Annotated in this window: 25 protein-coding genes and 2 tRNA genes; 10 read left to right on the plus strand and 17 right to left on the minus strand. The window is 61.0% G+C overall.

Going from position 1 to position 24,896, the window contains the following annotated elements; all coding sequences use genetic code 11:
- Positions 1-26 precede the first annotated feature (26 nt).
- The 5 genes from ACR3FF_RS01185 to ACR3FF_RS01205 all read left to right on the plus strand — a co-directional run bounded on the left by ACR3FF_RS01185 (position 27) and on the right by ACR3FF_RS01205 (position 3,605).
- Positions 27-689, plus strand: a complete 663-nt coding sequence (locus ACR3FF_RS01185; protein WP_458185301.1) for a DUF1028 domain-containing protein — start codon at positions 27-29, stop codon at positions 687-689.
- A gap of 126 nt (positions 690-815) precedes the next feature.
- A complete protein-coding gene (locus ACR3FF_RS01190; RefSeq protein WP_458185303.1) occupies positions 816-1,295 on the plus strand; it encodes an RNA-binding protein in 480 nt (159 codons plus the stop codon).
- A gap of 48 nt (positions 1,296-1,343) precedes the next feature.
- On the plus strand, positions 1,344-1,646 hold the full coding sequence (locus ACR3FF_RS01195; RefSeq protein ID WP_458185305.1) for a DUF7562 family protein: 303 nt from the start codon (positions 1,344-1,346) through the stop codon (positions 1,644-1,646).
- A 42-nt stretch (positions 1,647-1,688) separates the two neighbouring features.
- Complete coding sequence (locus ACR3FF_RS01200) at positions 1,689-2,969, plus strand: ribonuclease catalytic domain-containing protein (protein WP_458185306.1); 1,281 nt, start codon at positions 1,689-1,691, stop codon at positions 2,967-2,969.
- A 15-nt stretch (positions 2,970-2,984) separates the two neighbouring features.
- Entirely contained in the window at positions 2,985-3,605 is a 621-nt protein-coding gene (locus tag ACR3FF_RS01205; protein ID WP_458185307.1) for a uracil-DNA glycosylase, read from the plus strand.
- Here the strand turns inward: ACR3FF_RS01205 and ACR3FF_RS01210 are convergent, their stop codons facing one another.
- The 8 genes from ACR3FF_RS01210 to ACR3FF_RS01245 form a co-directional block, all read right to left on the minus strand.
- A complete protein-coding gene (locus ACR3FF_RS01210) occupies positions 3,606-3,908 on the minus strand; it encodes a HalOD1 output domain-containing protein (RefSeq protein ID WP_458185309.1) in 303 nt (100 codons plus the stop codon). It lies immediately after the preceding gene.
- A 108-nt stretch (positions 3,909-4,016) separates the two neighbouring features.
- Positions 4,017-4,490, minus strand: a complete 474-nt coding sequence (locus ACR3FF_RS01215; RefSeq protein ID WP_458185311.1) for an Lrp/AsnC family transcriptional regulator — start codon at positions 4,488-4,490, stop codon at positions 4,017-4,019.
- Positions 4,491-5,052: 562 nt separating this feature from the next.
- Positions 5,053-5,124: transfer RNA gene (locus ACR3FF_RS01220), tRNA-Ala, on the minus strand.
- Between the two features lie 8 nt (positions 5,125-5,132).
- On the minus strand, positions 5,133-5,747 hold the full coding sequence (locus ACR3FF_RS01225; protein ID WP_458185313.1) for a rhomboid family intramembrane serine protease: 615 nt from the start codon (positions 5,745-5,747) through the stop codon (positions 5,133-5,135).
- Between the two features lie 151 nt (positions 5,748-5,898).
- The gene (rpsJ, locus tag ACR3FF_RS01230) at positions 5,899-6,207 is read right to left on the minus strand and encodes a 30S ribosomal protein S10 (protein ID WP_458185315.1); all 309 of its coding nucleotides are present in this window, start codon (positions 6,205-6,207) and stop codon (positions 5,899-5,901) included.
- Between the two features lie 3 nt (positions 6,208-6,210).
- Positions 6,211-7,476 (minus strand): translation elongation factor EF-1 subunit alpha, encoded by a 1,266-nt coding sequence (tuf, locus tag ACR3FF_RS01235; RefSeq protein ID WP_458185317.1) that lies wholly within the window; start codon positions 7,474-7,476, stop codon positions 6,211-6,213.
- 143 nt (positions 7,477-7,619) lie between these two features.
- Positions 7,620-8,570 carry a homoserine dehydrogenase gene (locus tag ACR3FF_RS01240; RefSeq protein WP_458185319.1) on the minus strand — a complete coding sequence of 317 codons (951 nt, stop codon included), beginning with the start codon at positions 8,568-8,570 and terminating at the stop codon, positions 7,620-7,622.
- On the minus strand, positions 8,567-9,103 hold the full coding sequence (locus ACR3FF_RS01245; RefSeq protein WP_458185321.1) for an amino acid-binding protein: 537 nt from the start codon (positions 9,101-9,103) through the stop codon (positions 8,567-8,569). Before ACR3FF_RS01245 ends, ACR3FF_RS01240 begins: the two co-directional genes overlap by 4 nt.
- Before the next feature lie 189 nt (positions 9,104-9,292).
- On the opposite strand from ACR3FF_RS01245, the gene ACR3FF_RS01250 reads away from it, so the two are divergent.
- Positions 9,293-9,436, plus strand: coding sequence for a hypothetical protein (locus ACR3FF_RS01250; protein WP_458185322.1), 144 nt, complete (start codon positions 9,293-9,295; stop codon positions 9,434-9,436).
- 131 nt (positions 9,437-9,567) lie between these two features.
- Here the strand turns inward: ACR3FF_RS01250 and ACR3FF_RS01255 are convergent, their stop codons facing one another.
- Positions 9,568-11,754 (minus strand): elongation factor EF-2, encoded by a 2,187-nt coding sequence (locus tag ACR3FF_RS01255; protein WP_458185323.1) that lies wholly within the window; start codon positions 11,752-11,754, stop codon positions 9,568-9,570.
- A 142-nt stretch (positions 11,755-11,896) separates the two neighbouring features.
- On the opposite strand from ACR3FF_RS01255, the gene ACR3FF_RS01260 reads away from it, so the two are divergent.
- The 3 genes from ACR3FF_RS01260 to ACR3FF_RS01270 all read left to right on the plus strand — a co-directional run bounded on the left by ACR3FF_RS01260 (position 11,897) and on the right by ACR3FF_RS01270 (position 14,296).
- Positions 11,897-12,658, plus strand: coding sequence for a DUF5781 family protein (locus ACR3FF_RS01260; RefSeq protein ID WP_458185325.1), 762 nt, complete (start codon positions 11,897-11,899; stop codon positions 12,656-12,658).
- 382 nt (positions 12,659-13,040) lie between these two features.
- Complete coding sequence (locus ACR3FF_RS01265; protein ID WP_458185326.1) at positions 13,041-14,135, plus strand: IS630 family transposase; 1,095 nt, start codon at positions 13,041-13,043, stop codon at positions 14,133-14,135.
- A gap of 5 nt (positions 14,136-14,140) precedes the next feature.
- The gene (locus tag ACR3FF_RS01270) at positions 14,141-14,296 is read left to right on the plus strand and encodes a hypothetical protein (RefSeq protein WP_458185328.1); all 156 of its coding nucleotides are present in this window, start codon (positions 14,141-14,143) and stop codon (positions 14,294-14,296) included.
- A 366-nt stretch (positions 14,297-14,662) separates the two neighbouring features.
- On the opposite strand, the gene ACR3FF_RS01275 is transcribed toward ACR3FF_RS01270, so the two are convergent.
- The 8 genes from ACR3FF_RS01275 to ACR3FF_RS01310 all read right to left on the minus strand — a co-directional run bounded on the left by ACR3FF_RS01275 (position 14,663) and on the right by ACR3FF_RS01310 (position 24,112).
- On the minus strand, positions 14,663-15,280 hold the full coding sequence (locus ACR3FF_RS01275) for a 30S ribosomal protein S7 (RefSeq protein ID WP_458185330.1): 618 nt from the start codon (positions 15,278-15,280) through the stop codon (positions 14,663-14,665).
- A gap of 2 nt (positions 15,281-15,282) precedes the next feature.
- Complete coding sequence (locus tag ACR3FF_RS01280; protein ID WP_458185332.1) at positions 15,283-15,711, minus strand: 30S ribosomal protein S12; 429 nt, start codon at positions 15,709-15,711, stop codon at positions 15,283-15,285.
- Between the two features lie 252 nt (positions 15,712-15,963).
- Entirely contained in the window at positions 15,964-16,398 is a 435-nt protein-coding gene (locus ACR3FF_RS01285) for a NusA-like transcription termination signal-binding factor (RefSeq protein WP_458185333.1), read from the minus strand.
- Positions 16,398-17,579, minus strand: coding sequence for a DNA-directed RNA polymerase subunit A'' (rpoA2, locus tag ACR3FF_RS01290; RefSeq protein ID WP_458185334.1), 1,182 nt, complete (start codon positions 17,577-17,579; stop codon positions 16,398-16,400). The genes ACR3FF_RS01285 and rpoA2 overlap by 1 nt, the downstream gene beginning before the upstream one ends.
- Positions 17,572-20,499 (minus strand): DNA-directed RNA polymerase subunit A', encoded by a 2,928-nt coding sequence (locus ACR3FF_RS01295; protein WP_458185336.1) that lies wholly within the window; start codon positions 20,497-20,499, stop codon positions 17,572-17,574. Before ACR3FF_RS01295 ends, rpoA2 begins: the two co-directional genes overlap by 8 nt.
- A gap of 1 nt (position 20,500) precedes the next feature.
- On the minus strand, positions 20,501-22,327 hold the full coding sequence (gene rpoB / locus ACR3FF_RS01300) for a DNA-directed RNA polymerase subunit B (RefSeq protein ID WP_458185338.1): 1,827 nt from the start codon (positions 22,325-22,327) through the stop codon (positions 20,501-20,503).
- A 1-nt stretch (position 22,328) separates the two neighbouring features.
- Positions 22,329-23,885, minus strand: coding sequence for a DNA-directed RNA polymerase subunit B'' (locus ACR3FF_RS01305; RefSeq protein WP_458185340.1), 1,557 nt, complete (start codon positions 23,883-23,885; stop codon positions 22,329-22,331).
- On the minus strand, positions 23,885-24,112 hold the full coding sequence (locus tag ACR3FF_RS01310; protein ID WP_458185342.1) for a DNA-directed RNA polymerase subunit H: 228 nt from the start codon (positions 24,110-24,112) through the stop codon (positions 23,885-23,887). The genes ACR3FF_RS01305 and ACR3FF_RS01310 overlap by 1 nt, the downstream gene beginning before the upstream one ends.
- Before the next feature lie 302 nt (positions 24,113-24,414).
- Here ACR3FF_RS01310 and ACR3FF_RS01315 point away from each other — a divergent pair.
- Positions 24,415-24,487, plus strand: a tRNA-Asp gene (locus ACR3FF_RS01315).
- The last annotated feature ends 409 nt before the right edge of the window (positions 24,488-24,896 follow it).

The following is a 24,896-nucleotide window of genomic DNA, read 5'->3' on the forward strand; positions in this document are numbered from 1 at the left end:
TTGGCGGGTGGGTTCTTTCCGGACGTATGACGTTCAGTATCTGTGTCAGAGAGGAGTACACCGACGACGAGGGTGGCGACCAGGTTCGGTTCGGCGTCGCCGTCACGACACGACTGCCGGGGGTCGGGACGCTCTGTCCGTTCGCCAGCGAAAACGGCGCGGTCGCGACGCAAAGTCTCGTCAACGTCGAACTGGGGCGGAAAGGAATTGAATATCTGGACGACGGACTCGCGGTCGGAGACGCCCTGCAAGCACTCCTCAACGCCGACGATGGCGCGGAACAGCGCCAACTGCACGGCGTGGACGCCGAGGGAACGTTTACCTTCTCCGGCGAGGAGTGCAACGGGTGGTACGGGCACGTAGCGGGGGAAAACTACACCGTCGCCGGAAACCTGCTGGTCGGCGAGTCGGTCGTCGACGAGACCGCCAGTGCGTACGAAGGTGGCGGCCGGGACGCACCGCTCGCCGAACGGCTCATCGACGCGCTCGCTGCGGGACAGGCAGAGGGTGGTGACAAGCGCGAGGACCTGCACGTCCAGAGCGCCGCCCTGCTGGTCGAGACGACGGAAGAACGGGAGGCCGAACCGTACTACGACGACCTCCGGGTCGACGCGACCGAGACGCCGGTCGAAGACCTGCGGAAGACGTACGAACTCGCCCGCGAGGGGTTCGAAGAGGCCATCGAATGATACGAGGAGACGGACGGGGAGGACGCCGACGAGGACGCCTCTCGAACCGACGCGAGCAACTGACGATAGTCGCGTCGTTCGACTGAAACGGGTGGGTTTATGGCTGAAAACGACACACCTGGAGATATGCAAGTCAAGTCTCGTCACCACCTCCGAAGCGACGAGGTCAAAGAAATCGAGAGCACACTCCGCGAGTCGCTCGGCGTCGAACTGGACGCGGACACCTACGAACTCGTCGAGCTAGAAGGGACCGAGTTCGACCTCGTCCTCGTCGACGGTGACCCGACCGTCGTCTACGTGGCCGACGAACCGTTTCTCACGGTTCAGGGTGCGAACGCACACCCTCCGACGAGTCGTGTCGTCACGGTCGACGCGGGAGCAGTATCGTTCGTCAGTGACGGGGCCGACGTGATGCGTCCGGGCATCGTAGAGGCCGACGAATCCATCGAGTCCGGCGACCTCGTCGTCATCGCGGAAGAGACCCACGGCAAGGTGCTCGCCGTCGGACGCGCGAAAACGTCCGGCGACGATATGGTCGGCGACTCCGGTAAGGTCGTCGAGTCGGTCCACTTCGTCGGCGACGACCTGTACGAGTTCACCGTGTGACCGGAACTGGGGGAAAGGGCGAAATGGGAGGACGACGAATGAGGAGGTATGTGGGGTTCCCGGCGGAACCGGGAGAAAAAGTCGGTTGTCTGCATCGCGTGTGGTGACGCCGTCGACCGCTCAGCGGCCCGCGAATACGACAAGGAGGGGAACCGCTGGGAACGGAACGGGAAGTCGTTCGAACACCTGTGTAAGACGTGTCACCGCGACCTCTGTCATCAGCCGCGCGACGAGTTAGAGACGATTCTCGTCGAAATCGACGCAGGGAACGTCGAACGGGACGATTTTTTCGCCCGGTACGAAGCCGCCATCCGCGACCGCTACGGACCGTTGGAAGAGCGAGAGGACTGACCAGTCGATACGACTAACTTGCCGACTCTCCTACCGACGGCCATGACGAGCGATGCACAGGCCGAAGCCGGAACGGCCGAAGGCCAAGGGCCAGTCGAGATTTCGCCGGAACTCGCCGAGCGACTCGAAGACAAGCGCGAGCAGTTGTTCGAGAAGTTCGAGATACGTGATAAGTTTCCGCAAGCGGTGATGACCGAGGCGGAAAAACGAACCGAGGACATCCAGACGGAGATTCAGGACGAAGTAGGAGAGCGCGAGGACCTGCGCGACATGACGACGTGGACGACCGACCCCGTGGATGCGCAGGATTTCGACGACGCCATCTCCATCGAAGAGCGCGACGACGAGTACGTCCTCTGGGTCCACATCGCCGACGTCACCCACTACGTCCATCCGGAGTCGAACATGTGGGCCGAAGCCGTCGAGCGGGGGAACACGGTGTACTTGCCGGCGTACACGATTCACATGCTTCCACCGATGTTGGCCGAGACCGTCTGTTCGCTCGTGCCGAACGAAGACCGCCTCGCCCACACGGTCGAGATGCACCTGGACAAGGAGACGCTCTCGTACGAAACCATCGACATCTACAAATCCGTCATCGAGAGCGACGAGCGACTCACCTACTCCCAGGCGGAAAACCGAATCGACGACGAGGACGCGCCGCTCCACGAGGAGTGTAAACTCGCGTTCGAACTCGCAGACCAGATGCACGAACAGCGCAAAGAAGACGGCAGTCTCGTCCTCAACCCGCGACGCGATCGCGCACACACGCTCATCGAGGAGTCGATGCTGAAAGCGAACAAGGCGGTCACCCACGAGTTGATGTGGGGCCGCGGTGTCGAGGCGATGTACCGCGTCCACCCACAGCCGACGCCGGACGAGTGGAGCAAAGCGTTACAGGAGATTCAGGACCTGGACGGCGTCTCGATTCCGGGGAGCACGTGGGACGACCCACGGAAGGCGGTCAACGCGACGCTGGAAGAGGCGCCTGCGCGCCAGCTCGATAAGATTCAGTGGGCTGTGATGAAGGTGATGCCCCGCGCCCGATACATGAGCGACCCCTTCGGTGGCCACCACGCGCTGAACTTCGAGATATACGGCCACTTCACCAGTCCGATTCGGCGACTCTCCGACCTCATCAACCACTGGATCGTCTACACGAACGACGTGCCCGAAGACCTCGTGGCGCTCTGTGACCGCGCCAGCGACAAGCAGGCGGACGCAGAGGCCTGCGAACGCGAGTACAAGCAGTATCTAGAAGAGATCGGACTCGACCCCAACGCCGTCAACAATCGCGGTATCGAAGTGGTCGAAGAGGACTGACGCCCGGAAGTGAGAATGCCGTCGTTCCCAGACCCCGACTCACGGAACGTCGTCGAACCGAACTGCACGCGCTGTCCCGACCTCGTCGCGTGTCGAAACTGCATCTCGTGGGGCAACGGACCGCTGGATGCGGACGTGATGGTCGTCGGTGAAGCACCCAGCGCCGGAACCCCCGACGCGGTGCGATGGCAGGGGGGCAACTGGACGGGGATGGCGTACACGTCGCGTCACTCGGGGCGGAAGATTCGCGCGCTATTCGACGAACTGGGGTACGACGCCTACTTCACGAACGCGGTGAAGTGTTTCCCGGAAGGGGACGACGGCTCGAACCGAGCGCCTCGACGCACCGAACTCGACCGATGCTTCTCCCACCTGCGGACGGAGATTGCGCAGGTTCGCCCTGCCGTCGTCGTTCCGACGGGAAAACACGCCACAAGTATCCTCTTCGAGTTCGAGTCGATTCCGCTGGAGAGCTTTCTCGAGTGTGTGCTCGCGCCCGTCGAGTGCGACCGACTCGGCGTGACGGCCCTGCCGTTGTTGCATCCATCGTACGAAAATATCTGGCGGGAGCGACTCGGCTACGACGCAGAAGAATACGCTAAGGCTATCGGGACGACGCTCGCGGAACTCGTGTGATCACTCGTCTGCGGGCGTCGTCCCGGATGCGGTCGAGTCGGCGGTATCGTCGACGACGTGTATCCAGCCGTCGCTTTCGTACGTGATTCGATACTTTCCGTACGTGAAAACAGTCTTTCCTCGGTTTCGAGGTTCGCCGTCCGCCCGCGGTCCGAAGAGTGCGTCCAAGGCGTCCGGGTCGATGACGTCGTACAGTTGTTTCTCCACACCGTCGGATGCTCTCCCCTCGTGGTCTGCAATCGCGTTGACGACACCGACACTCGGCGCTTCACCCTCCTGAAGACAGTAGGAAGTACGTTCCATTCCAGCGTCTACTTGGTGGCTTCGGCGATGAATAAATATACCGGATAAATCTGTATAAATCGTATAATAAACCTAATAATTACCGATATTCGAAGTGGTGTGGGGCGGTTACTCGTCGACGTGGTCGTCACCGAAGTGGTCGAACGGCTGGATGTGTTCGTTTTTCACGAGCACCTGGTTCGTCACGTCCAAGCCGACGTCGTCGAGTTGCTTTCCGATTGCGGACACTTCCTCACGGTCCGTCGCGACTGCCTCGACGTGGATGTTATCGACCCCGGACATGATTTCTTTGACGTTCACTACGCCCTGTGTGTCGAGCGCCCGTTCTGCGATTTCTTCGCGGTTCGGAATCGGTGCAGTGCAGATGAAGAGGACGCGGAGGGGAAATCCAGCGTGGTGGTAGTCGATCTGCGGGTGATATCCCTTGACGATTCCATCGGCTTCCAGGCGCTGGAGTCGGTTCCCGACGGTGCTGGCGGAGACGGAAACAGCGTTCCCCATCTCCGTCGTCGTCGTGTTACGAGCGTCACGTTGCAGCAAGTGGAGGATTCCACGGTCTACGTCGTCGATATCCTGATTCATGGTTCTGTATCGAAATTTCTCAGTTGGAAGTCCGGTTCGTCCGAAAAAGCCGACAGGTGTTCACGACGACAAACTTTCGTGGGAGGCGTGGCCGAAACTCGGCGAGAGGCCAGCTCGCCACCAGAGCCTCCGGCACCGTCGAACACCACCGATTCTGTCACACCCGTGCTCCGGGCGTACTTCGAGAGAACACCCGTACCCGCTTTATTATACCCCAGCTAAGCGTGAGATCCTGTAGCAGAACTGACTGGAACGGTGGTTCCCGTCGGTGAGAGCGGTTCGGTCGAATTTCGCAGTTTGGGGCCGTGAAACTGGAAGATGCGGTGTGAAACGGTTACCTGACGAGAAACAACTGTCGGGTTGTGGGCGAACGACGTTGCGACGCGCGCGGACAGCGACTATCGAACCCTACCCGTTTCGTTCTCCGTCCACGCTTCGAGAACGCTATTACACCGGCACGCAATTCGTCGGATTGAAATCCCGCTCGGATGGACTCGCCGGGGGTTACGCGAGCAGAGCGAGTGTGACCGGCGAGGAAACGAGACGAACGTAGTGAGTCGAGTGGACTCGCCGGGATTTGAACCCGGGGCCTCTTCCTTGCGAAGGAAGCGATCTGCCACTGATCTACGAGCCCTCACGATTTCATACCGGACGGGCGTTATTAGTACCTTGTGTTTCGACGCGCAGGATGTGAAGCCGTCCCGCGATTAATCCGAGTACGAACCCGGTGAAGTGGGCGATGAGCGCCACGCCGGGCGCGGCGGTCGTCAGGGTGGCGAGGAAGGCGAGGCCGAGCACCACGACGAGTTGGGCACGGCGCGAGAGACGAAGCCGGCCGAGCACCGCGTCGGCGACGGGATTGCCCGCGAGCAGGTAGCCGAACAGGCCGAACACAGCACCACTGGCACCGAGCACTGCGGGAACGGTCGGAGAGAACAGTCCGCTGACCCACACCTGCGTCAGGCCTGCCACCATCCCCACCGTCAGGAAGTAGGCGTGAAAGCGCAGCGTCGTCGTCACGCGCTCGACCAGCAATCCCGCGAACAAGAGCGCGATGGCGTTCGAAACGAGATGTGCGAGGTTGGCGTGGGCGTAGACGCTCACCGGGAGCGTCCAGGGACGCACCGCGACGGGCGGTGCGAGGGCGAACAGTCCGAGCGCCGCAATCGGACTGACGAATCGGACGAGAGACTGGAGAGCGAACACGACGAAGAAGACGACGAGCGTCTGCACCGTGGGCGAGCGCGGAAGTCGCATACACCGTATTGTCACTCGAACCACAAAAATAGTCGTGCCGGTGCCGTCGCTGGTCCAATCGAGAAAACGAAGGAAGGTTAGAGAGGTCGAAGACCAGCGCGTCACCCAATCGTGCGGTCCGGCCCGCGAGACCAGTTAGCGGCCGTGTCGCTCAGTCTTCGAGGACGATTTCGATGCTCACGTCGTTCGGAACCTGGATGCGCATCAACTGACGAAGGGCGCGCTCGTCGGCGTCGAGGTCGATGAGACGCTTGTGGACACGCATCTCCCAGTGTTCCCACGTCGCGGTGCCCTCGCCGTCGGGCGACTTGCGTGTGGGAATCTCCAGCGTCTTCGTCGGGAGCGGAATCGGACCGCTCAGGGAGACGCCGGTCTTCTCGGCGATCTCTCGGACGTCGTCACAGATGGCGTCGAGGTCGCCGGGGTTGGCTCCTGCGAGTCGGACTCGTGCCTGTTGCATCGTTTATTTCTCGTTGACTTCGAGAACCTTCCCTGCCGCGATGGTCTGACCCATGTCACGGACAGCGAAGGAGCCGAGTTCCGGAATATCGCCGGACGGTTCGATGCTGAGTGGCTTCTGCGGTCGGACCGTCACGACGGCGGCGTCGCCGGACTTGATGAAGTCCGGGTTCTCTTCTGCGACCTCGCCGCTGGCGGGGTCCATCTTCTTGTCGATGGACTCGATGGTGCAGGCGACCTGCGCCGTGTGGGCGTGGAAGACCGGCGTGTACCCGGCCGTGATGACCGAGGGGTGTTGCATCACGACGAGCTGGGCGGTGAACGTCTCGGCGACCTTCGGCGGGTCGTCGGCAGGACCACAGACGTCACCGCGACGGATGTCGTCCTTGCCGATGCCACGGACGTTGAATCCGACGTTGTCGCCGGGTTCTGCCTTCGGCACCTCTTCGTGGTGCATCTCGATGGTCTTGACCTCGCCACCGACGTCGCTCGGCTGGAACGAGACATTGTCGCCCGTGTTCAGCGTACCCGTCTCGATACGGCCGACCGGCACGGTACCGATACCGGAGATGGTGTAGACGTCCTGAATCGGCAGGCGGAGCGGTGCGTCGGTCGGCGGTTCGGGTGCCTCGAGGTTGTTGAGAGCTTCGAGGAGGATGGCACCGTCGTACCATCCCGTGTTATCGCTCCGCTCGGCGATGTTGTCGCCCTCGAACGCCGAAATCGGGATGAACTCGGCGTCGTCGGTGTTGAAACGAACCTGGTTGAGCAGGTTCTTGACCTCGGAGACGACCTCCTTGTAGGTGTCTTCCGAGTAATCGACGACGTCCATCTTGTTCACGGCGACGATGAGTTCGTTGATACCCAGCGTTCGCGCGAGGAAGACGTGTTCCTGCGTCTGGGGCGCGACACCGTCATCGGCCGCGACGACGAGCACCGCGTTGTCCGCCTGGGACGCACCGGTGATCATGTTCTTCACGAAGTCACGGTGGCCAGGACAGTCGACGATGGTGAAGTAATACTCGTCAGTGTCGAACTCCTGGTGGGCGATGTCGATGGTCACACCACGCTCACGCTCTTCTGCGAGGTTGTCCATCACGTAGGCGAACTCGAAGCCGCCCTTGCCTTTCTCTTCGGCTTCTTCTTTGTGCTGTTCGATGACGTGCTCGGGTACGCTCCCCGTCTCGTAGAGGAGTCGCCCGACCAGCGTGCTCTTACCGTGGTCAACGTGGCCGATGATGGCCAGATTCTGGTGTGGTTTGTCGCTCATTGGTATCTCACGCGAAGACGCGCTCTGTCGGAATGATTTGGCAGAAGCGGTTAAAACCATTTCGATACGCTATGCAGGCTATCTGGCCGCCGTCTGGCGGTTAGTGGGAACATGTGACACGGACGAGAGTGAACGGAGAGTGATTATTCCTCCCGTTCTAACCGCGTCACGTCGGACAGGACGGCGGTCGCGGTCTCGGGGCCACCTGCACCGCGACCGCTGATGTTGAGTCGTCCTGCGTACCTGGTCTCGAACTGCACGATGTTCCGCGTACCGGACACCGCAAGCGTTCCGTGCTCAGGGACGAGCCGCGGGCCGACCCGGACGCCGTCGCGCGCGACTTCACCCACGAGTCGAATCGTCCGACCGTCTTCCGCGGCCAGTTCGAGCGCACTTCCCGGCAGGTCACGGATGCCTGCAACCTCGGCGTCCTCTATCGCGTAGCCCCCGTCGAACAGAACGTTGGCGAGGATGACGCATTTCAACGTGGCGTCCGTCCCGTCCACGTCGAACGACGGGTCTGCCTCTGCTACGCCGAGGTCCTGGGCCTCCGCGAGGACGTGTTCGTAGCTTAACCCCTCCGTCGCCATCCGAGAGAGGACGAAGTTCGCGGTTCCATTCAGCACGCCGCGAACCGCGGTGACGTTTCTCGCACCCACGTCGGTGATGGTAGAGAGGATGGGTATCGCACCCCCGACAGTCGCTTCGAACTGTACGCGACCCTCGCTCTCCCGTTCGAGCGCACGCAACTCGCCGTAGCGTTCTGCGACTGGGCCTTTGTTCGCCAGTACGACGTGGCGGTCGGCACGGAGCGCCTCGCGTGCGTGACCGAACCCCGGTTGTGCGTCACCGAGCGTCGTCGGCGTCGCCTCGACCAGCACGTCGTACTCGCCTCCGAGCGCAGCATCTGCGTCGAGCGTCCCGACGCGACCGTCGCTGTCCTTGCGGGCGAGCGCAGACTCGACGTCGATTCCGGCACTGTCGACGACCGCACTCTCCGAATCTGCGAGCGCCGTGACCGTGTGACCGTACTCGCCAGCGAGTTCGGCGACCGACCGACCGACGGCCCCCGAGCCGAGCACCGCGAGTCTCATGCCCCGCCCTCCGCGTCGGTCAGCGGTTCGATGACGGTCAATCCCTTCTCGTCTGCGATTGCGTTCACGGTATCGAGCACGTCGCCCGTCTCTGTAGCGTCCGTGGCGAGGCGGAGTCGCGCACTGGAGACGTCGCTCGTACCTTCTGGAGCCGAAAGCGAGATGTCGACGACGGACGCGTTGGATTCGGTCGTAATCCGCGAGAGCGTGTCTGACACGTCGGTGTCGATGATGTGGCCGGTGAGGATGACCGTCATCTCCTCGTCGTATCGCTCGGCCCCGGCGCGGATGACGTTCACACTCCCTTCGCGGAGAGCGGAGACGATGGCGTCGAATCTATCCGGCGGACACTCCAAATCCACCTCGACCGGAATGTGGCCGCGCGGGGTGAGTGAACCGCGCTCGTGGAAGACGCTGAGTAAATTACCGCCGGAGTCGGCGATAGGTTCGAGGGCGCGGAGCAGTTCTCCCGGTTCGTCGGCCAGTTCCAGCCGAACCGTGTATGCCTGCACACGCCCATCGTGGTCGGTCATGATAGCAGGATTCGGGCACGGGCGACAATAAACCTTCAGTCGGTCACAAAATTCTCCGTTCCGGTGACGGCGTCGCGGTATAACGAAAGCAAAACGGTTTGCAACGGGGGTTAGTCAGACGTTATCCGGTGGGTTAACGAGCGCGTAGTAATACCCCTGGAACTTGAATCGGGAAGTCAGGTGAAACAGATGCGATTCACAGATGCGGTCGGCGCAAAGAGTTCCAGTGCGGAAACGAACCACGTCTGCGCGTTCTGCCAGACGGCGTTCAACAGCCGTGAGCAAGTCTGTCCCGTCTGCGATGCGAAAATCGTCCACCGGGGCGAGCGATAGCTGTTTTCGCAGTAATGCACCGAGAGTTACGGCCGACGCCTTCGAGTAGCGAGAGCACTCGCTCGTCGTCCCGAGACGTAAAGAAAGAAACGTCGGAGGAGTGTCCGACGCCGAAAGAGCGATAACGTCGGTTAGAAGTAATCCACGCCCGGCGGCAGTTCCAGCTTCATGCCCTTGCGCTCTCGGATTTCCATGATGGTCTCGGGTTGGAGGTTGTCTGCCATGACGCGGAACCCGGCGTTCTCCGTGTTCCACGACGCACGACCTTCCGTCGCACTGCGGATGTCCGAGGAGAACCCGATCATCTCGTCAACTGGCGCGACACCTTCGACGACCATGAGGTCGCCCTCCTGGTACATGTCGTCAACGCGGCCACGGCGACCCTGAATCTCGCCGGACGCCGCGCCCATGTGCTCGTTCGGCACGTCGATACGGACGTTCTGAATCGGTTCGAGGAGTTTCACGTGACCGTGGATGAGCGCGTTGTGGACTGCTTGTCGAACCGCAGGGATTACCTGCGCCGGACCACGGTGGATGGTGTCCTCGTGGAGGCGCGCGTCGTGGAGCCTGATGAGTGTCCCCTCGACGGGTTCCGCTGCGAGCGGGCCGTCGTCAAGTGCCTCTGTGAGACCCTCGATGACGAGTTCCATCGTCTCGTTCAGGTGCTGGATACCCTTCGTGTCGTCGATGAGGATGTTCGTCCCGTGGATGTGTTCCACGTTCTGGCTGGTATCCTTGTCCATGCCGGTCTCTTGGAGCGCCTCACGGCGATCCTGTTCGGGCATGTCCATCGAGATGTCCCCGAGTTTTAACTTCTCGACGATTTCGTCCGACAGCGGTTCGACCGTGATGTAGAACCGGTTGTGGCGGTTCGGGGAGATACCTTCGACTTCGGTGGTTGCCCCCTGTACCTTCTCGCGGAAGACGACGATAGGCTCACCAGTCGTCACCGGGATACCCTGGTTACGCTCGATACGCTGAGTGATGACTTCGAGGTGGAGTTCACCCTGTCCGCTGATGAGGTGTTCCCCCGTGTCCTCGTTGATATCGATTTGGATAGTCGGATCTTCTTTGGAGACCTGTCGAAGCGTCTCGATGAGTTTCGGCAGGTCGTCCATGTTCTTTGCCTCGACGGATTTCGTGATGACGGGTTCGCTGATGTGTTCGATGGACTCGAACGGCGTCATCTCCACGCTCGACACCGTTGAACCGGCGATAGAGTCTTTCAGACCGGTGACGGCCGCGATGTTCCCGGCGGGGACGCGCTCTACTTCTTCGCGTTCGCCACCCATGTAGATACCGACGCTCTGCACTCGGTTGGTGCCGACGGTGCCGGAGACGTAGAGGTCTTGGCCCTTCTCCAGCGTACCGGAGAAGACACGTCCTGCGGCGATTTCGCCAGCGTGCGGGTCGATACCGATGTCGGTGACCATCAGGACGACTTCGCCGTCCGGATCCACGAGCCGCATCTGTTCGGCGAGTTCCGATTCGTCGTCACCACGCCAGACGCGGGGGATACGGCGGGGCTGAGCCTCGATGGGATCCGGAAAGTGTTCACAGACCATGTCGAGGATAACGTCCGACAGCGGCGTCTTCTCGTGAAGCTCTTGGCGCTTGTCGTTTCGTTCGAGTTCCATGATGTCCCCGAAGTCCATGCCCGTCGCTTGCATCGACGGCATGGAGACACCCCATTTGTAGAGTGCCGACCCGAACCCGACGGTTCCGTCTTCGACGGAGACGGTCCAGTCGTCCACGTCGTCCATGTCCTCGGTCATGCCGCGGATCAGCTCATTCACGTCGTCGATGACGTTGAGCAGGCGGCGTTGCATCTCCTCGGGACCCTCTTGGAGTTCCGAGATGAGTCGATCCACCTTGTTGATGAACAGAGCCGGCTTAACGCCCTCACGGAGTGCCTGTCGGACGACGGTCTCCGTCTGCGGCATCGCGCCCTCGACGGCGTCCACGACGACGAGCGCACCGTCGACGGCACGCATCGCACGAGTCACGTCGCCACCGAAGTCCACGTGGCCCGGCGTGTCGATGAGGTTGATAAGGTGGCCTTCACCTTCGTACTCGTGGGTCATCGAGACGTTGGCCGCGTCGATGGTGATACCGCGCTCCTGTTCGTCCTCCTCCGTGTCCATCATCAACTGGGTGGCTTCCCCTTGGTCGGCGATCATACCCGCACCAGCGAGGAGGTTGTCCGTCAGTGTCGTTTTACCGTGGTCGACGTGGGCGGCGATGGCGATGTTCCGGATCTGCTCCGGTTTGTCCATGAGCCGCTCGCACTGTTCGACGATCTTCTTTCGTCTGCCCATATATGGGTATCCCTACCTGTACGAGGTTGAAAAGCGTAGTGTTTTGCCCGCCCGTGAACCGGGGAGAAACGCTCCGTTTCACTGCGAAACGGTCACACTGAGCACAAGAGTAATACACGTCCAACCCGTGCCAACTGCACGCATGGATATTCGAGTACTCGGTTCTACGTCCCCCACGCCGTTTCTCAGCGCCTCCGACCTCTTCGAAACCGAACGAGACTTAGAACGCCCCGTCCGGGTGCGCGTTCGCTCCGACCCGGACGAGCGCACGTGGACCGCCCACCCCGACGACTACCACGTGCTCAACATCTCCGAACAGGCTGCGACCAGCGCGATGGCCCGCGAACTCGTCCTCCACGAGTACTCGCACATGGCCCGCCACGAACAGGCCCACCCCTCGCACATGCAGTCGACTGCCGAAGCGTTGTTCCTCGCCTTCTCCGGACGGTCGGTCGAACGTCGGAAGCTCACCCACTGCTACCAGATAGCGAACCACATGAAAGATATCTACGCCGACGACATCACCCTCCGCGTCGGGCCGACCGACAAACTCGTCGCGTTCCTCGAATCCGAACTCGCCGCCGCCATCGCGGACCGACCGGCCTACTCCCGCGGGAGGCGGATGACGGCCACCGCGGACCCGGAGATGACCGCCGTCAACGCCGCCTTCGCCCTCGCGCTGGTCGAACGTCACGACCTCGTAGAACGCGACCACCGCCTCTACGACCTCGCGCGGACCGCCTCCCGCGACGCACCGACCGTGGACGTTCAAGGGTTCAAGTACCGGTTCCTCTCGCTCGCCGACGACCCCGACGAGAGCGAGTACCGGAAAGAACTGGTCGACGCCTCGCGCGAGTACGTCCTCGGCGGGCCGAATTCAACTGAAGAGCAAGCGGCGGACTAGCAGTCTCCGGATGATTTCTGGCGTTCTCTTCGAGGAAAGCTAGCTACCGCAGTGGCGTTGTCCCAGAAAGCCCTCGTGGGCTAGACTTGCGCGCCTCGCTGTGCTCCTCAGTCGCTCACTTCGTTCGCTCCCTGCGGTGCTTAGCTGGCGAGAGCTTCGCTCTCGCTGCCTCTCGTTCACATTCGTTCACGAGAGCTTCGTCGTGCTTCGCCTACCCCACTCGCCCTTTCAGTCCACCAGGGATTCCTAGGACGGGTTGGCGCGCTTTCGTGCTTGACTGGTGTGGACGCTCGGGGGCTGGTGAGCCTGCCATCGCAATCTCGCGCGGAGGCGCACCTTAATGAGTACGAAAACTTTTGTGAGTTAAGACCGATTGTCGTTCATGGAGCGCTCACGTCGCAAGGAGATCAAGCATCACTTGTCTGAAGAGGAGATCGACGAATTGCTGCGTGAGGCTGAAGATGATCATCGACTTCGGCGTCTTGGGTTCCTGAAAAACATCTATCAGGGAGACTCGATTCCGGAGGCCGCCGACCGAGAAGGCAGGTCGGCGGCCACCGGTGATCGCTGGGCAGAAGCCTGGAATGAAGGTGGGCTCGAAGAACTCATGCCGAGTTTCGGGGGCGGTCGGCCCCCGAAACTCGACAAAGACGAACAAGAAGAGCTGATCGAGATGCTTCGTGACGGTCAGCCTTGGAAATCACAGGAAATTCAGTGTCTTCTCAAGGAAGAATTCGGCGTCGAGTATAGCCGGAATTATCTCGGGACGTTCCTTCGAAATCTTGGGCTTTCGTACGCGAAACCACGGCCAAAGCGGCCTCATCAGCCAGAGAATCCAGATGAAATCCTCGAAGAGCGCGTCGACGACGCGCTCGACGAGGACGATCAGCCACACAACAAACGCGAGGGTGAAGATGACGATGGATGGGTTGTTGACGATAATGTTTGCACCGACGGTGGAACCATCCTGGGCTTCTTCGATGCGTCAAAGCCACAGCCATACGATAATTCACGCCGAGTCTGGTACGTTGACGATCCTCATATCGAACGACCACTAGTCAAGACGGACGATTCAGCTGTCGGGTTCTATGCGCTTAACGGCGAGAGTCTCGTTACGTTCAAAGAAACTGAAGAGAAAGAACGGATTTGCGAGGTCTTAGAGAAGGTCCGCGAGCAGAATCCGGCGTCGCGGATTCTGCTCGTCTTGGACAAGCACGGATCTCATATCTGTAAACACACGCGAAAGCGTGCGCATCAACTCGGTATCGACCTGATCTTTCTCCCCACAAGCTCACCGCATCTCAATCCAATCGAGAAAATTTGGGATTACCTCAAGTGGACGATGTGCCCAATTATCGTGGAAAACGAAAACGAGTTCAAAGCTCTCGTTCAGGAGACGTTCGAGCAAATAACCGAACGCATTAGCTTCGCAAAGAAGTGGTGTCAGAAGTTCCTTGACTTTCAAAAGTTATCTTAGTCATTATGGTGCGCCTCCGCGCGAGGGACGAGCGAAGCGAGGAGGCTGGGGAGGACGAGGGGCGGTGGCGGGTGCGGGGCGGTGACTGTCGTCTGGGTGGACTGAAAGGGGCCGCCGTCTGGACGAAGGCCGACGAAGCTCCCGCGAGTGAACGCACGTGAGCGAGGGGGAGGCAGCGAGAGCTTCGCTCTCGCCAGCCAAGCACCGCAAACCGAGGGAGCAACGCGACTGAGGTGAGGAGCGCAGCGAGACGCCCGAGTCGAGACGGCGGGGGCTTTCGGGGACTACTCTGCTGCGGTAGCTGGTTCGTTTCGGAGAGAACGACAGAGGGCTTTCTGAGACAACGCCACTGCGGTAATCCACTCACTACAACCAGAGCGATAGAGAACGTTCGAGAAGAATCCCTCGACAGGATGTACTAAATTATACCGAATTGTACTGCCCGAGATTCATCAAACATACCGCCGTCGAACCGATAGCTCTCCACGAATTCGATAAACGAGAGAAGTCCAAAGAGAGCCGAATCGTTAGCGTGCCGCGGCCGCGACGCGCTCTTTCTCTTCTTTCTGGTTGATAGCGTAGGTCTGCACGTCGTAGTCCGCCGCACCGATGATCTGCTGTGCCAGCGCCTCCTCGGCGTCGGTCGGAGTCTTGAACGAGGCGCTGTAGGCACCCTCCGCGATGAACTTGAGCGACTGGTCGACGCGACGCTGGGGCGCGACGTCGACTGCCTTCGGGACGGAGATGCCACCGTATTTCAGGCGAACGGTTTCCTCACGCGGGGCGGCGTTCTCGACCGCGCGGACGAGCACCTGCACCGGGTTCTCCTCGGTTCGTTCGTTGATGATTTCGAACGCGGCGCGGGCGATCTTCATCGTCTGCTGTTTCTTGCCCGTGTTCTCTTCCGTCTGCATGAGACGGTTGATGAGACGCTCGACGATGCTGACCTCGCTCTTCTGGAACTGCTTTCCGGCGTGGCGGCCCATCGTGTGGGCGACCGGCGTGACCGAGATGTAGCGCTCGGTGCTCGGGTCGTTGTACTCGACGTTCGTCACGTCCCACGTGCCGAACAGTTTCGCCGCCGCGCCCTCGTCTTCCGTGCCGACGTGCGAGTCGGGTTCCGGTTGTTCTTCGTCTGCCGACATGGTTATCGCACCGGTTTCTCTGCGTTCCCGCGAACCAGTTCTTGCAGGCTCACGCCGTTAACTTTCTCTACCTTGTAGTTCACGCCGGAGAGGTCGCCCATCGCGCGACCCTTCGCACCGCCGATACCCGCGATGGTGACCTCGTCGTGTTCGTCGATGAACGAGATGGCACCGTCGCCGGGGCAGAACGCCGTGACCTGCTTTCCGTTCTTGATGAGCTGGACACGGACACACTTTCGAATCGCGGAGTTGGGCTGTTTCGCTTCGATGCCCACTTTCTCCAGCACGATACCTCGGCCCTGCGGCGCGCCTTCGAGGGGATCGGATTTCTCCCCGAGACCGCGCTCGCGTCGGGCGTAATCGGAGTCAGACCACCGGTGATTCTGGCGGTCTTTCTTCAGCTTGCGAGCTGCGTACTTACCGTTCGCCATATGTCCGGGACTATCCGACGGAGCTACTTAAGCGTCCCCTTTTGCAACCGGCGAAACGCCCGCAGGTCGCTCGAAAAGGGTCGATAAAGGGATTTGAGACCGTTTCATCGATTCTAAGGCGAGCCAACGGGTTCGTTGAACCCCGTCACCGTCACCGCTTTCGAGTGCAGCGGTTCGAGTGACGCGAATAGTTTCTGTCGCCACCAAGAGCGACAGAGCCTCTGGAACAGAACCGCAAAAACCGACCACGGCCTACGTCAACTGGATGTCGTTGACGTCGAAGTGACGCGCAGCCAGCAGTTTCGCCGTTTCGATGTTTCGCCCACCTGCTCCGATGGCGACGCCGGTGTCTTCCTGTGCGACCTCGGCGTAGGCCACCGTGTCCTCGTTCTCGCTGATGGTGACGTGGTACACCTCGGCGGGGGCGAGCGCGTTGGCGACGAACGCCGCCGCCGTATCGGCGTCTTCGACCAGTTCCACGTCTGCGCCGAGTCGCTCCTGGACAGTCTGGACGTTCTTCCCGCCGGGACCGATTGCCCGACCCATGTCGCCCGGCTTGACGACAAAGACGACGCGCTTCTCGTCGCCGTCGTCTTCGAGCACGACACAGTCGCGGGCAGTCGCGCCCGTCTCGTCCTCGAACAGGGCGATGTACTGGCGCGCCGCATCGGAGAGGGTGACCGTCATCAGTCGGAGGGTTCGGCTCCGCGACTCACCGAGCCCATCCGGAGGTTCACGTCGCCCGTGCCGAGTTTGATGGGTTTGCCGACGATGACGTTCTCGATGACGCCGTTCAGGTCGTCTATCTCGCCGTGGATGGCGGCGTCAAGCAGGTGATTCACCGTCACTTCGAACGCTGCACGTGCGAGGACGGATTCCTTACTGCCGGAGATACCGTGGCGACCGATGGATTCGATGGTGCCTCGGTTCGTCATGATGTCCGAGACGAGCATCAGGTGTCGAACGTTCACGTCGTCCAGCCCCTGCTCTTCGAGGGTGTCCATCGTCTCCTCGATGATGGCCTCGCGGGCCGCCTCGACGCCGAGGTTGCGATAGATTTCGTGGATGTTGTTCGAGGTGGTGCGCGAGGCGTCTACACCGTCGATTTCGATGACGTCACCGAACGCCGACCCCTCGGTGTAGAGGACGAACTCCTCGCCGTCGTCGAGTTGTTCTTTGCGGATGACGACGCGCGTAATCTCCTCGATACCCTTGAAGACGATTTCGCGGAGTTCCTCGACCAACTGCAGGAGCTTTCGGTAACTTGGCTGGTCGGGCCCGAACTCGATGACCGTCCCCTGCTGGGTCGTCTGGACACCGAGACTGTCCTCGATGATGCCCGCGATTTCGTCGGGCGTTATCATCCGCTCTTCGAGCGTATCCTCGTTCAGGTTGATGGAGACGATCATGTCGGCGACGTTGGTCGAGATGTCGCCGAGCGCCAGTATCTTCGTCGCCTCGATTTGCCAGACGACTTCGTGGGCACGCTCGCGGTCGTCGGCGTACTCTTCGTCTAGATACACCGTCATCATCGGCGTGTCCGGCGTCTTGCGGGCGTCGACCAGTTCGATGAGCCGTGGCAGGCCCTGGGTCACGTCGATTTCCGCCACACCCGCGTAGTGGAACGTGTTCATCGTCATCTGCGTCCCCGGTTCGCCGATGGACTGGGCGCTCACCGTTCCGACGGGGTCGAGCGGGTCGACCCGCGTGTTGAAATACCGGGTTTCGACCGCGCGAGCGATTTCGTCGGCCTGTTCGACGGTGACACCGTCGCGCGATTCGATGGTCTCGTACACTTCGTCCTTGAGTCGTCGCGGAAGTTCGGTGTCTTCCACGACGGCCTCGATGTCGTCTGAGATTTCAGTCATCTGATTCCACCTGCCGTGCGTCGGCGTGTTCGGAGAGGTTCGTCGGCGGGCGCCGCTCGCCGAGGAACTCTAGCTTGCGGTTCTCGCTGTCGAACTCCTCGTCGATGATTCGGTCTGCGATGTTCTCTACGTCGATGGGGTTCTCCTCGTCCGAGGACACCCGAACCGGCGAGGTGCCGTCCTCGCCGAACTCGAACTGGACGATGGTGTCGCTGGTGTCGCGCACCGTTCCGTCGTACTGGGTTTCGAGTTCGGAGAGTGCGTTGATGAGACGACGCTGGAGGTAGCCGGACTTGGAGGTACGAACTGCCGTGTCCACCAGGCCCTCGCGGCCACCCATCGCGTGGAAGAAGAACTCCAGCGGACTCAATCCGCCGGTGTAGGAGTGTTCCACGAAACCGTGGGCGTCTGCGGAGAGGTCGTTCTCCTGATAGTGGCTGAGCGTACGGTCTTCGTAGCCACGGTTGATTCGCTCACCGCGAACTGCCTGCTGGCCGACACAGCCAGCCATCTGAGTCAAGTTGAGCAGCGACCCACGGGCACCGGACTCGGCCATGACGACCGCCGGGTTGTCGCCGGCGAAGTGGTCTTCCGCGATGTCGCCGGCGGAGTCACGCGCCTTCCCCAGCGTCTGCATTATCTTCATCTCCAGCGTCTCGTCTACGGTGCGGCCGGGCAGGGATTCGAGGTCGCCGTTCTCGTACGTCGTGATGAGTTCCTCGACGCGGTCGTAGGCGTTGTCGATTGCCTCGTCGATCTGTTCCTGGGCCGCCGTCGGAATCGTCTCGTCGTCGATACCGATGGAGAAACCGAAGTGCATTATCGCACGCATCGCCAGCGTCGCGACTTCGTTGATGAAGTGGCGGGCGCGGGTCTCGCCGTACACCTTGCAGATAGTGTCGACGATTTCCCCGCCGAACGCGCCGACTGCGTCCTCGTCGATGGTCCCGGAGACGAGTTGGCCGTTCTCGATGACGACGGTGTCGCCAGCCGAACTCGAAAACTCCAGTTCCAGTCCGTCGGGCAGGAGTTCCGAGAAGAGCGTTCGACCGGTCCAGTACGGCGTCCCGCCTTCTTCCCCGTCTGCTTCCGGCAGTTCGTCGATTCGGGTCGCACGGAGCAGGTCTAACGCCTGCGTCTCGTTGAACTGCGGGTTCTCGTGGGTCAGGAGGTAGGTTCCGGAGATGTGGTCCTGAATCGCACCGATGATGTTCTCACCGAAGCGCGGCGACAGGATTTGTTCCTGCACGCGCATGAGCACGCGCGCCTCCGCGCGGGCCTCCTCGTTCTGGAGTGCGTGCATGTTCATCTCGTCCCCGTCGAAGTCGGCGTTGTACGGCGGGCAGACGACGGTGTTCAGGCGGAACGTCTTGTACGGCATCACCACCACTTCGTGTGCCATAATCGACATCCGGTGGAGCGACGGCTGGCGGTTGAAGATGACGATGTCGCCGTCGACCAGATGCCGGTTGACCTCCCAACCGGGTTCGACCTTCTCCGAGAGTTCTTCGCAGTTCTTCTCGGTGACCTTCAGTCGTCGCCCGTCGGGGCGTTTGACGTAGTTGGCACCGGGATGCCCCTCGGGTCCGTTTCGAACATATCGCTGCGCTTCCTCGATGTTGCGCGGCGTGACGTTCATCGTCTGGGTCATCTCGCGGGCGACGCGCTGTGGCACACCGACCTCGTTCAACGAGAGCGTCGGGTCGGGCGAGATGACTGTCCGCGCCGAGAAGTTCACGCGCTTTCCGGACAGCGAACCACGGAAGCGGCCCTCCTTGCCCTTCAACCGCTGGCTGAGCGTCTTGAGTGGACGTCCGGAGCGGTGACGGGCGGGCGGCGTCCCCGAAATCTCGTTGTCCATGAACGTCGTGACGTGGTACTGGAGCAGTTCCCACAGGTCCTCGATGATGAGTTGTGGCGCACCGGCCTCGCGGTTCTCCATGAACCGCTGGTTGATGCGGATGATGTCCACCAGTTTGTGGGTCAGGTCGTCTTCCGACCGCTGGCCGTTGTCGAGGGTAATCGAGGGTCTGGCCGTCACCGGCGGTACCGGGAGGACGGTCAGAATCATCCACTCGGGGCGCGAGCGGTCGGCGTCGATACCGAGTACGCGCACGTCCTCGTCCGGGATGTCCTCGAACCAGTCGCGGATGTCCGAGGGCATCAGTTTGTTCATATCCTCCGTCGTGAGGTCGATGTCGAGCGCCTTTTCGAGCGCCTTGCGGTCTTCCTCGCGCGGGCGGAACTCACCCGAGATAATCTGGTTGACGCGGGAGAGGTCGATGCCGGTCTGCTCGGCCAAATCCGGCGGCGAAACCGGTTCGCGCTCCTCGTCTTCTTCACCCTCCTCGGTTCGACCCTGCATCGCGGTGGCGATTCGCTCGGAGTACTCGCCCGTGAGCACCTGCTGAACTTCGTAGTACGTCGTCGGTTTCTCGTGGTTGATGTCGTACTGGACTTCGCCACAGTGCGGACAGTTGTCTTTCTTGCGCGCTTCCCGGATGGCGGCCTTCGTCACGTCGTTGACGTCGTTGCCGAGTTCCCTCGTCCGGGTCAGCATGCTCCGGTACTCCTCTTTTTGGTCCTCCGTGAGCAACAACCGGGAACAGTTCCGGCAGGTGCCCCGAAGCAATCGGCGGATGAGCTTCGTGAAGCCGACGTGGATGACCGGTGCGGCGAGTTCGATGTGACCAAAGTGGCCGTTACACGACCCGGAGTGTTGCCCGCAGGTCTTACACTCCAGACCCGGGTCGATGACGCCCAGTCGGGGGTCCATCAGCCCCATGTCGATTGGGAAGCCGTCGTCGTCGTACGTGTCGGCTGTGATAATCTTCGTCGCCGACATCTCGCGGTACTCCTCCGGGTCCATCAATCCGAAGCTGATGGAGCCGATTTCCTTGGGAGTTTGATTCGTTACCATGTTAGACTGCGTCCTCCAGTTCGAGTCGCGGGGCGATTCCGAGCGCCTTCATCTCGTCGAGCAGGAGCTTGAACGCGTAGCTCATCTCGATTTCGTGAATGTCCGTCTCCTCCTCGCAGTTCGGACAGTACACGCGGTTCTGGTCGATGTTCTCGACTGCGCTCATCCCACACTGACCGCAGACGTAGATCCACTCGCGGTCGGAGGAGTCGAGCAGTCGTTCTTTGAGCGCCAGCGCCGCACCGTGACCGATGAGCACCTCACGCTCCATCTCGCCGACACGCAGGCCACCCTCGCGGGCGCGACCTTCCGTCGGCTGGCGCGTGAGCACCTGTACCGGCCCGCGCGAGCGGGCGTGGAGCTTGTTCGACACCATGTGGTAGAGCTTGTGATACAGGATGGTGCCGACGAAAATCTCCGCCTCGATCTTCTCGCCGGTCACGCCGGAGTACATTATCTCCTTGCCGGACGATTTGTAGCCGCGCTCTTCGAGCGCCGAGCGGAGCTCTTCTTGGTCTTCGCCGGTGAACGCCGTACCGTCGACGCGTCGTCCTTCGAGCGCGCCGACTTTGCCGCCGATCATCTCCAGCACGTGGCCGACCGTCATGCGCGACGGGAGCGCGTGCGGGTTGACGATGAGGTCGGGGACGACGCCCTCTTGCGTGAAGGGCATGTCTTCCTGTGGCGCAATGTGGCCGACGACCCCCTTCTGCCCGTGTCGCGACGCGAACTTGTCGCCGAGTTCCGGGATTCGCTCGTCGCGTACCGACACCTTCGAGAGCTTCGAGCCGTCTTCGCCCTCCATCAGGGTGACGGTGTCGACGACGCCGGATTCACCCGAGCGCATCGTCACGCTCGTCTCGCGGCGCTTCTGGGGCGACAGCCCACCCATGTCGTCCGGCTCTTCGAGGAACCGCGGCGGGCTGGTCTTGCCGAGCAGGACGCTGTTTTCGTCGACCCGCGTCTCGGGGTTGACCAGTCCGTCTTCGTCGAGGTGGGTGTACGCGTCCTCGCCACGAGCACCGCGCACGTCGTCGCTCGGAATCTCGAAGCGGTCTTCCTGTCCGCCGGGGTAGCGTCGTTCCTCACCCTCGTAGGTGCGGAAGAAGTGCGACCGGGCGAGCGCACGGTCGACCGACCCGCCGTTCAACACGAGGGCGTCTTCGATGTTGAACCCCTCGTAGCTCATCACGGCGACCGTGAAGTTCTGGGCCGCCGGGCGGTCGTCGTAGCCGATCTGCTCGGTCGTCTGCGTCTTCACCATCGACAACTGCGGGTAGTGGAAGAGATGCTGGCGCGTGTCCGGGCGGATTCGGTAGTTCGCCGACGGCAGGCCGAGCGACTGTTTCATCATCCCGGCACCCATCGTAATCCGCGGACTGGCGTTGTGTTCGGGGTACGGAATCATCCCGGCACCGATACCGAAGATGAGTTGCGGGTCGATTTCGAGGTGCGTGTGGTCGCCGTTGAGGTCCTCTTCTTCCACCGCGACGTAGATGTCTTCTTCTTCTTCGGCGTCGATGAACTCGATTTTGCCTCGCTCGACGAGTTCCTCGAACGAGAAGTCACCCTGCTTGAGTGCCTCCATCTCATCTTCCGTGACGAGCGTTTCGCCGTCTTCGACGACGAGGAGAGGGCGACGTGCACGCCCCGCGTCGGCGTTGATGATGACCTCGCGAGTGCGGTCTTTGACCGAGACGTTCACCATCTCGCTGACGTCGCCGCGTCGGCGTGCCTCTCGTACCTGATTTGCTAGCTGTTCGGGGTCGGGGTGTGTCCCGACCAAACTGCCGTTGACGTAAACTTTCGCTTCTCGTCCCTGACTCATATTAGTCTGCGCTCCCTTCGATACTCTCGATTCCGGGGATGCCCTCGACCCCCATCGACGACAGTTCCTGTTTGAGTGCCTGTTCGTCCTCGATGTTCTGACTGAGTTCCATCGCTTGCGCGAAGTTCTTCACCAGCCCACAGTTCGGCCCCTCGGGCGTCTCGGAGGGACAGATGCGACCCCATTGGGTCGCGTGGAGGTCACGCGCCTCGAAGTGTGGCTGACTCCGCGAGAGCGGACTCCGCAGGCGACGAAGGTGTGACAGCACGCCCATGAAGTCTGTCCGGTCGACCAGTTGGGACACGCCCGAACGACCACCGACCCAGTTCCCCGTCGCAATCGGGTGTTCGAGGCGCTCGGTGAGCACGTCGGAGCGGACGACGGTGTTCACCGACAACTGCCGGTTGCGCATGTTCGCGCGTTCAAGCTGGTATTTCACGTCACGCGCCAGTTTGTTCAGCGCCGTCCGGAACAGGTCTTTCATCAGGTTGCCGGACACCTTCAGGCGTTTGTTGGCGTAGTGGTCCTTGTCGTCCGAATCGCGGCGACCCAGCGCGAGTTCGAAACACGCCTCGGCCATCCGAGCCAGGTAGTACGCCTTGTTGATCCGCACTTCCTCTTCTTCCACACCGTCCTCGTGGAGGTGTGGCAGGAGGTAGCGGTCGATGACGTAGTTCGCGCGTTTCAACTGGTAGTTTTTGCCCTGTCCGGACGCCACTCGCTTCCCGAGTGCCTCGATGGCTTCCTCCTGGGACTGCACCTCTGCAGCCTCCAGATTTTCGAGCATGAACTTCACGATTTCCGGGTCGTCGGAGACGCGGTGGACGATCTCCTCGTCGGATTCCAGCCCGAGTGCGCGAACGAGCGTGACGAAGTTGACGCTTCCCGAGACCGAGGGGAACGACACTTCGAGCAGGCCGTCACGTGTCCGTTCGACGAGCACCAGCGCACGGTACCCTCGGCGCTGGCTGAACGTCTTCGCGACCTGAATCTCGTCGCCGTACTTCGTGTCGTACTCGGCGAGAATCTTGTTCGGCGCGAGGTCTTCGGAGGTCATCAGCACGCGCTCCGAACCGTTGACGATGAAGTAACCACCGGGGTCGGCGGGGTCTTCACCGATTTCGACCAGGTCCTCTTTCTCGAAGTTCGAGATGTTACACTTCTCGGAGCCGACCATGATTGGCATCCGGCCGACCTTCGTCTCGGTCGTGTCGACGACCCGCTTGTCGTCGCCTTCGCCTTTCACGATGGTCATCTCCATGAACACGGGTGCGGCGTAGGTGATGTTACGGAGGCGGGCTTCCTGCGGGTAGAGGAGTTCTTCGCTCCCGTCTGCCTCACGTACGCGTGGAGTGACAACGCGGATGTCACCCAGTTCGACGTACACCGGTTCTTCGCCCTCTTTGTCACCGATGTCGGTGTCGATGGTCTCCTTCTCGGTCACCACTTCCTGCATGCCGCGATTCAGGAAGGAGTTGAACGAGCGGTAGTGGTGCTCTGCGAGTCGTTCTTTCGAGAAATACTCTTTCGATAGTGCGTGTCGGTCTTCTCGTTGCATTATTCTACCACAAGTCGATAAACGACCGCTTGGTCAGTCGTTCGTGAGTCGCGGACGATCTTGATGACGTCACCGATTTCTGCGTCGTCAGGTAACGCCGGGTCCGCTCGCTTTATTTTTGGTAAGTCTGTGCTTTTGATGTCGTACTCCTCGAGCACTTCGTCCAGTTCGTCCTGGTCGACGACGGAGTGCTCCGGAACGAGTTTGTGTTTGCTTACGTCTACCATGTGTGCGCGATTTTCTGGCCAGCGGGAGAAATGGCTATCACGAGATACTACAGGGTATTACTGGCGGCACTCATTTAAGGCTTGCTAACTAGAGCGCACACGCCCGGCTATCGCACCCCGCATCTGTGTGCGGGCAGTTCTCTAACACCAGCATCTACTTCGTTCTGGTATAAATCGTTTGGGCCGCGGGAACGAGTTGCCGTCACTCGGTACGCCGCCACACCGTCACTCGATACGCCGCCACACACGCCTCCCGTTTGGAAAGCCTTAAGCCAACAAGCCAGAAAGGAGAGAATGCGTTAGCCCGGGTGGTGTAGTGGCCCATCATACAACCCTGTCACGGTTGTGACGCGGGTTCAAATCCCGCCTCGGGCGCTTTTTCGAACTCAACGCACGAGCGAGAAGCAACGCTTCGAGCGAGTGCCCAGTTCGGAAAAGTCACAAAGGGGTTTGAATCCTGCAAGTCACAGCCCGTACAACGAAGTGAGCAGGAATGTCTTGCTTCGGTTCAAATCCCGCTTCGGGCGTTTTCTGCTTTCAACTCGTGAGCGAGGCGTCTACGCCGAGCGAACGCCGGAAGCAGAAAACGGCACAAATGGGGTTTTGAAGCCTGCCAGCGGTTCAAAGCCAGTTTCGAATGATTTTCGTGGATTAACCATCGATTTGAGCGTGTCATAGAATCCATCTCATAGCTTTTCGCAGCCCGGGTCGTTTCCTCGCTCGTAGTTGGTGATTGCAACCACGAGTCGGAGACAGAGCGCAACGAACACTTCTGTTCGTGCGT

This window comes from Haladaptatus ordinarius (assembly GCF_054177595.1).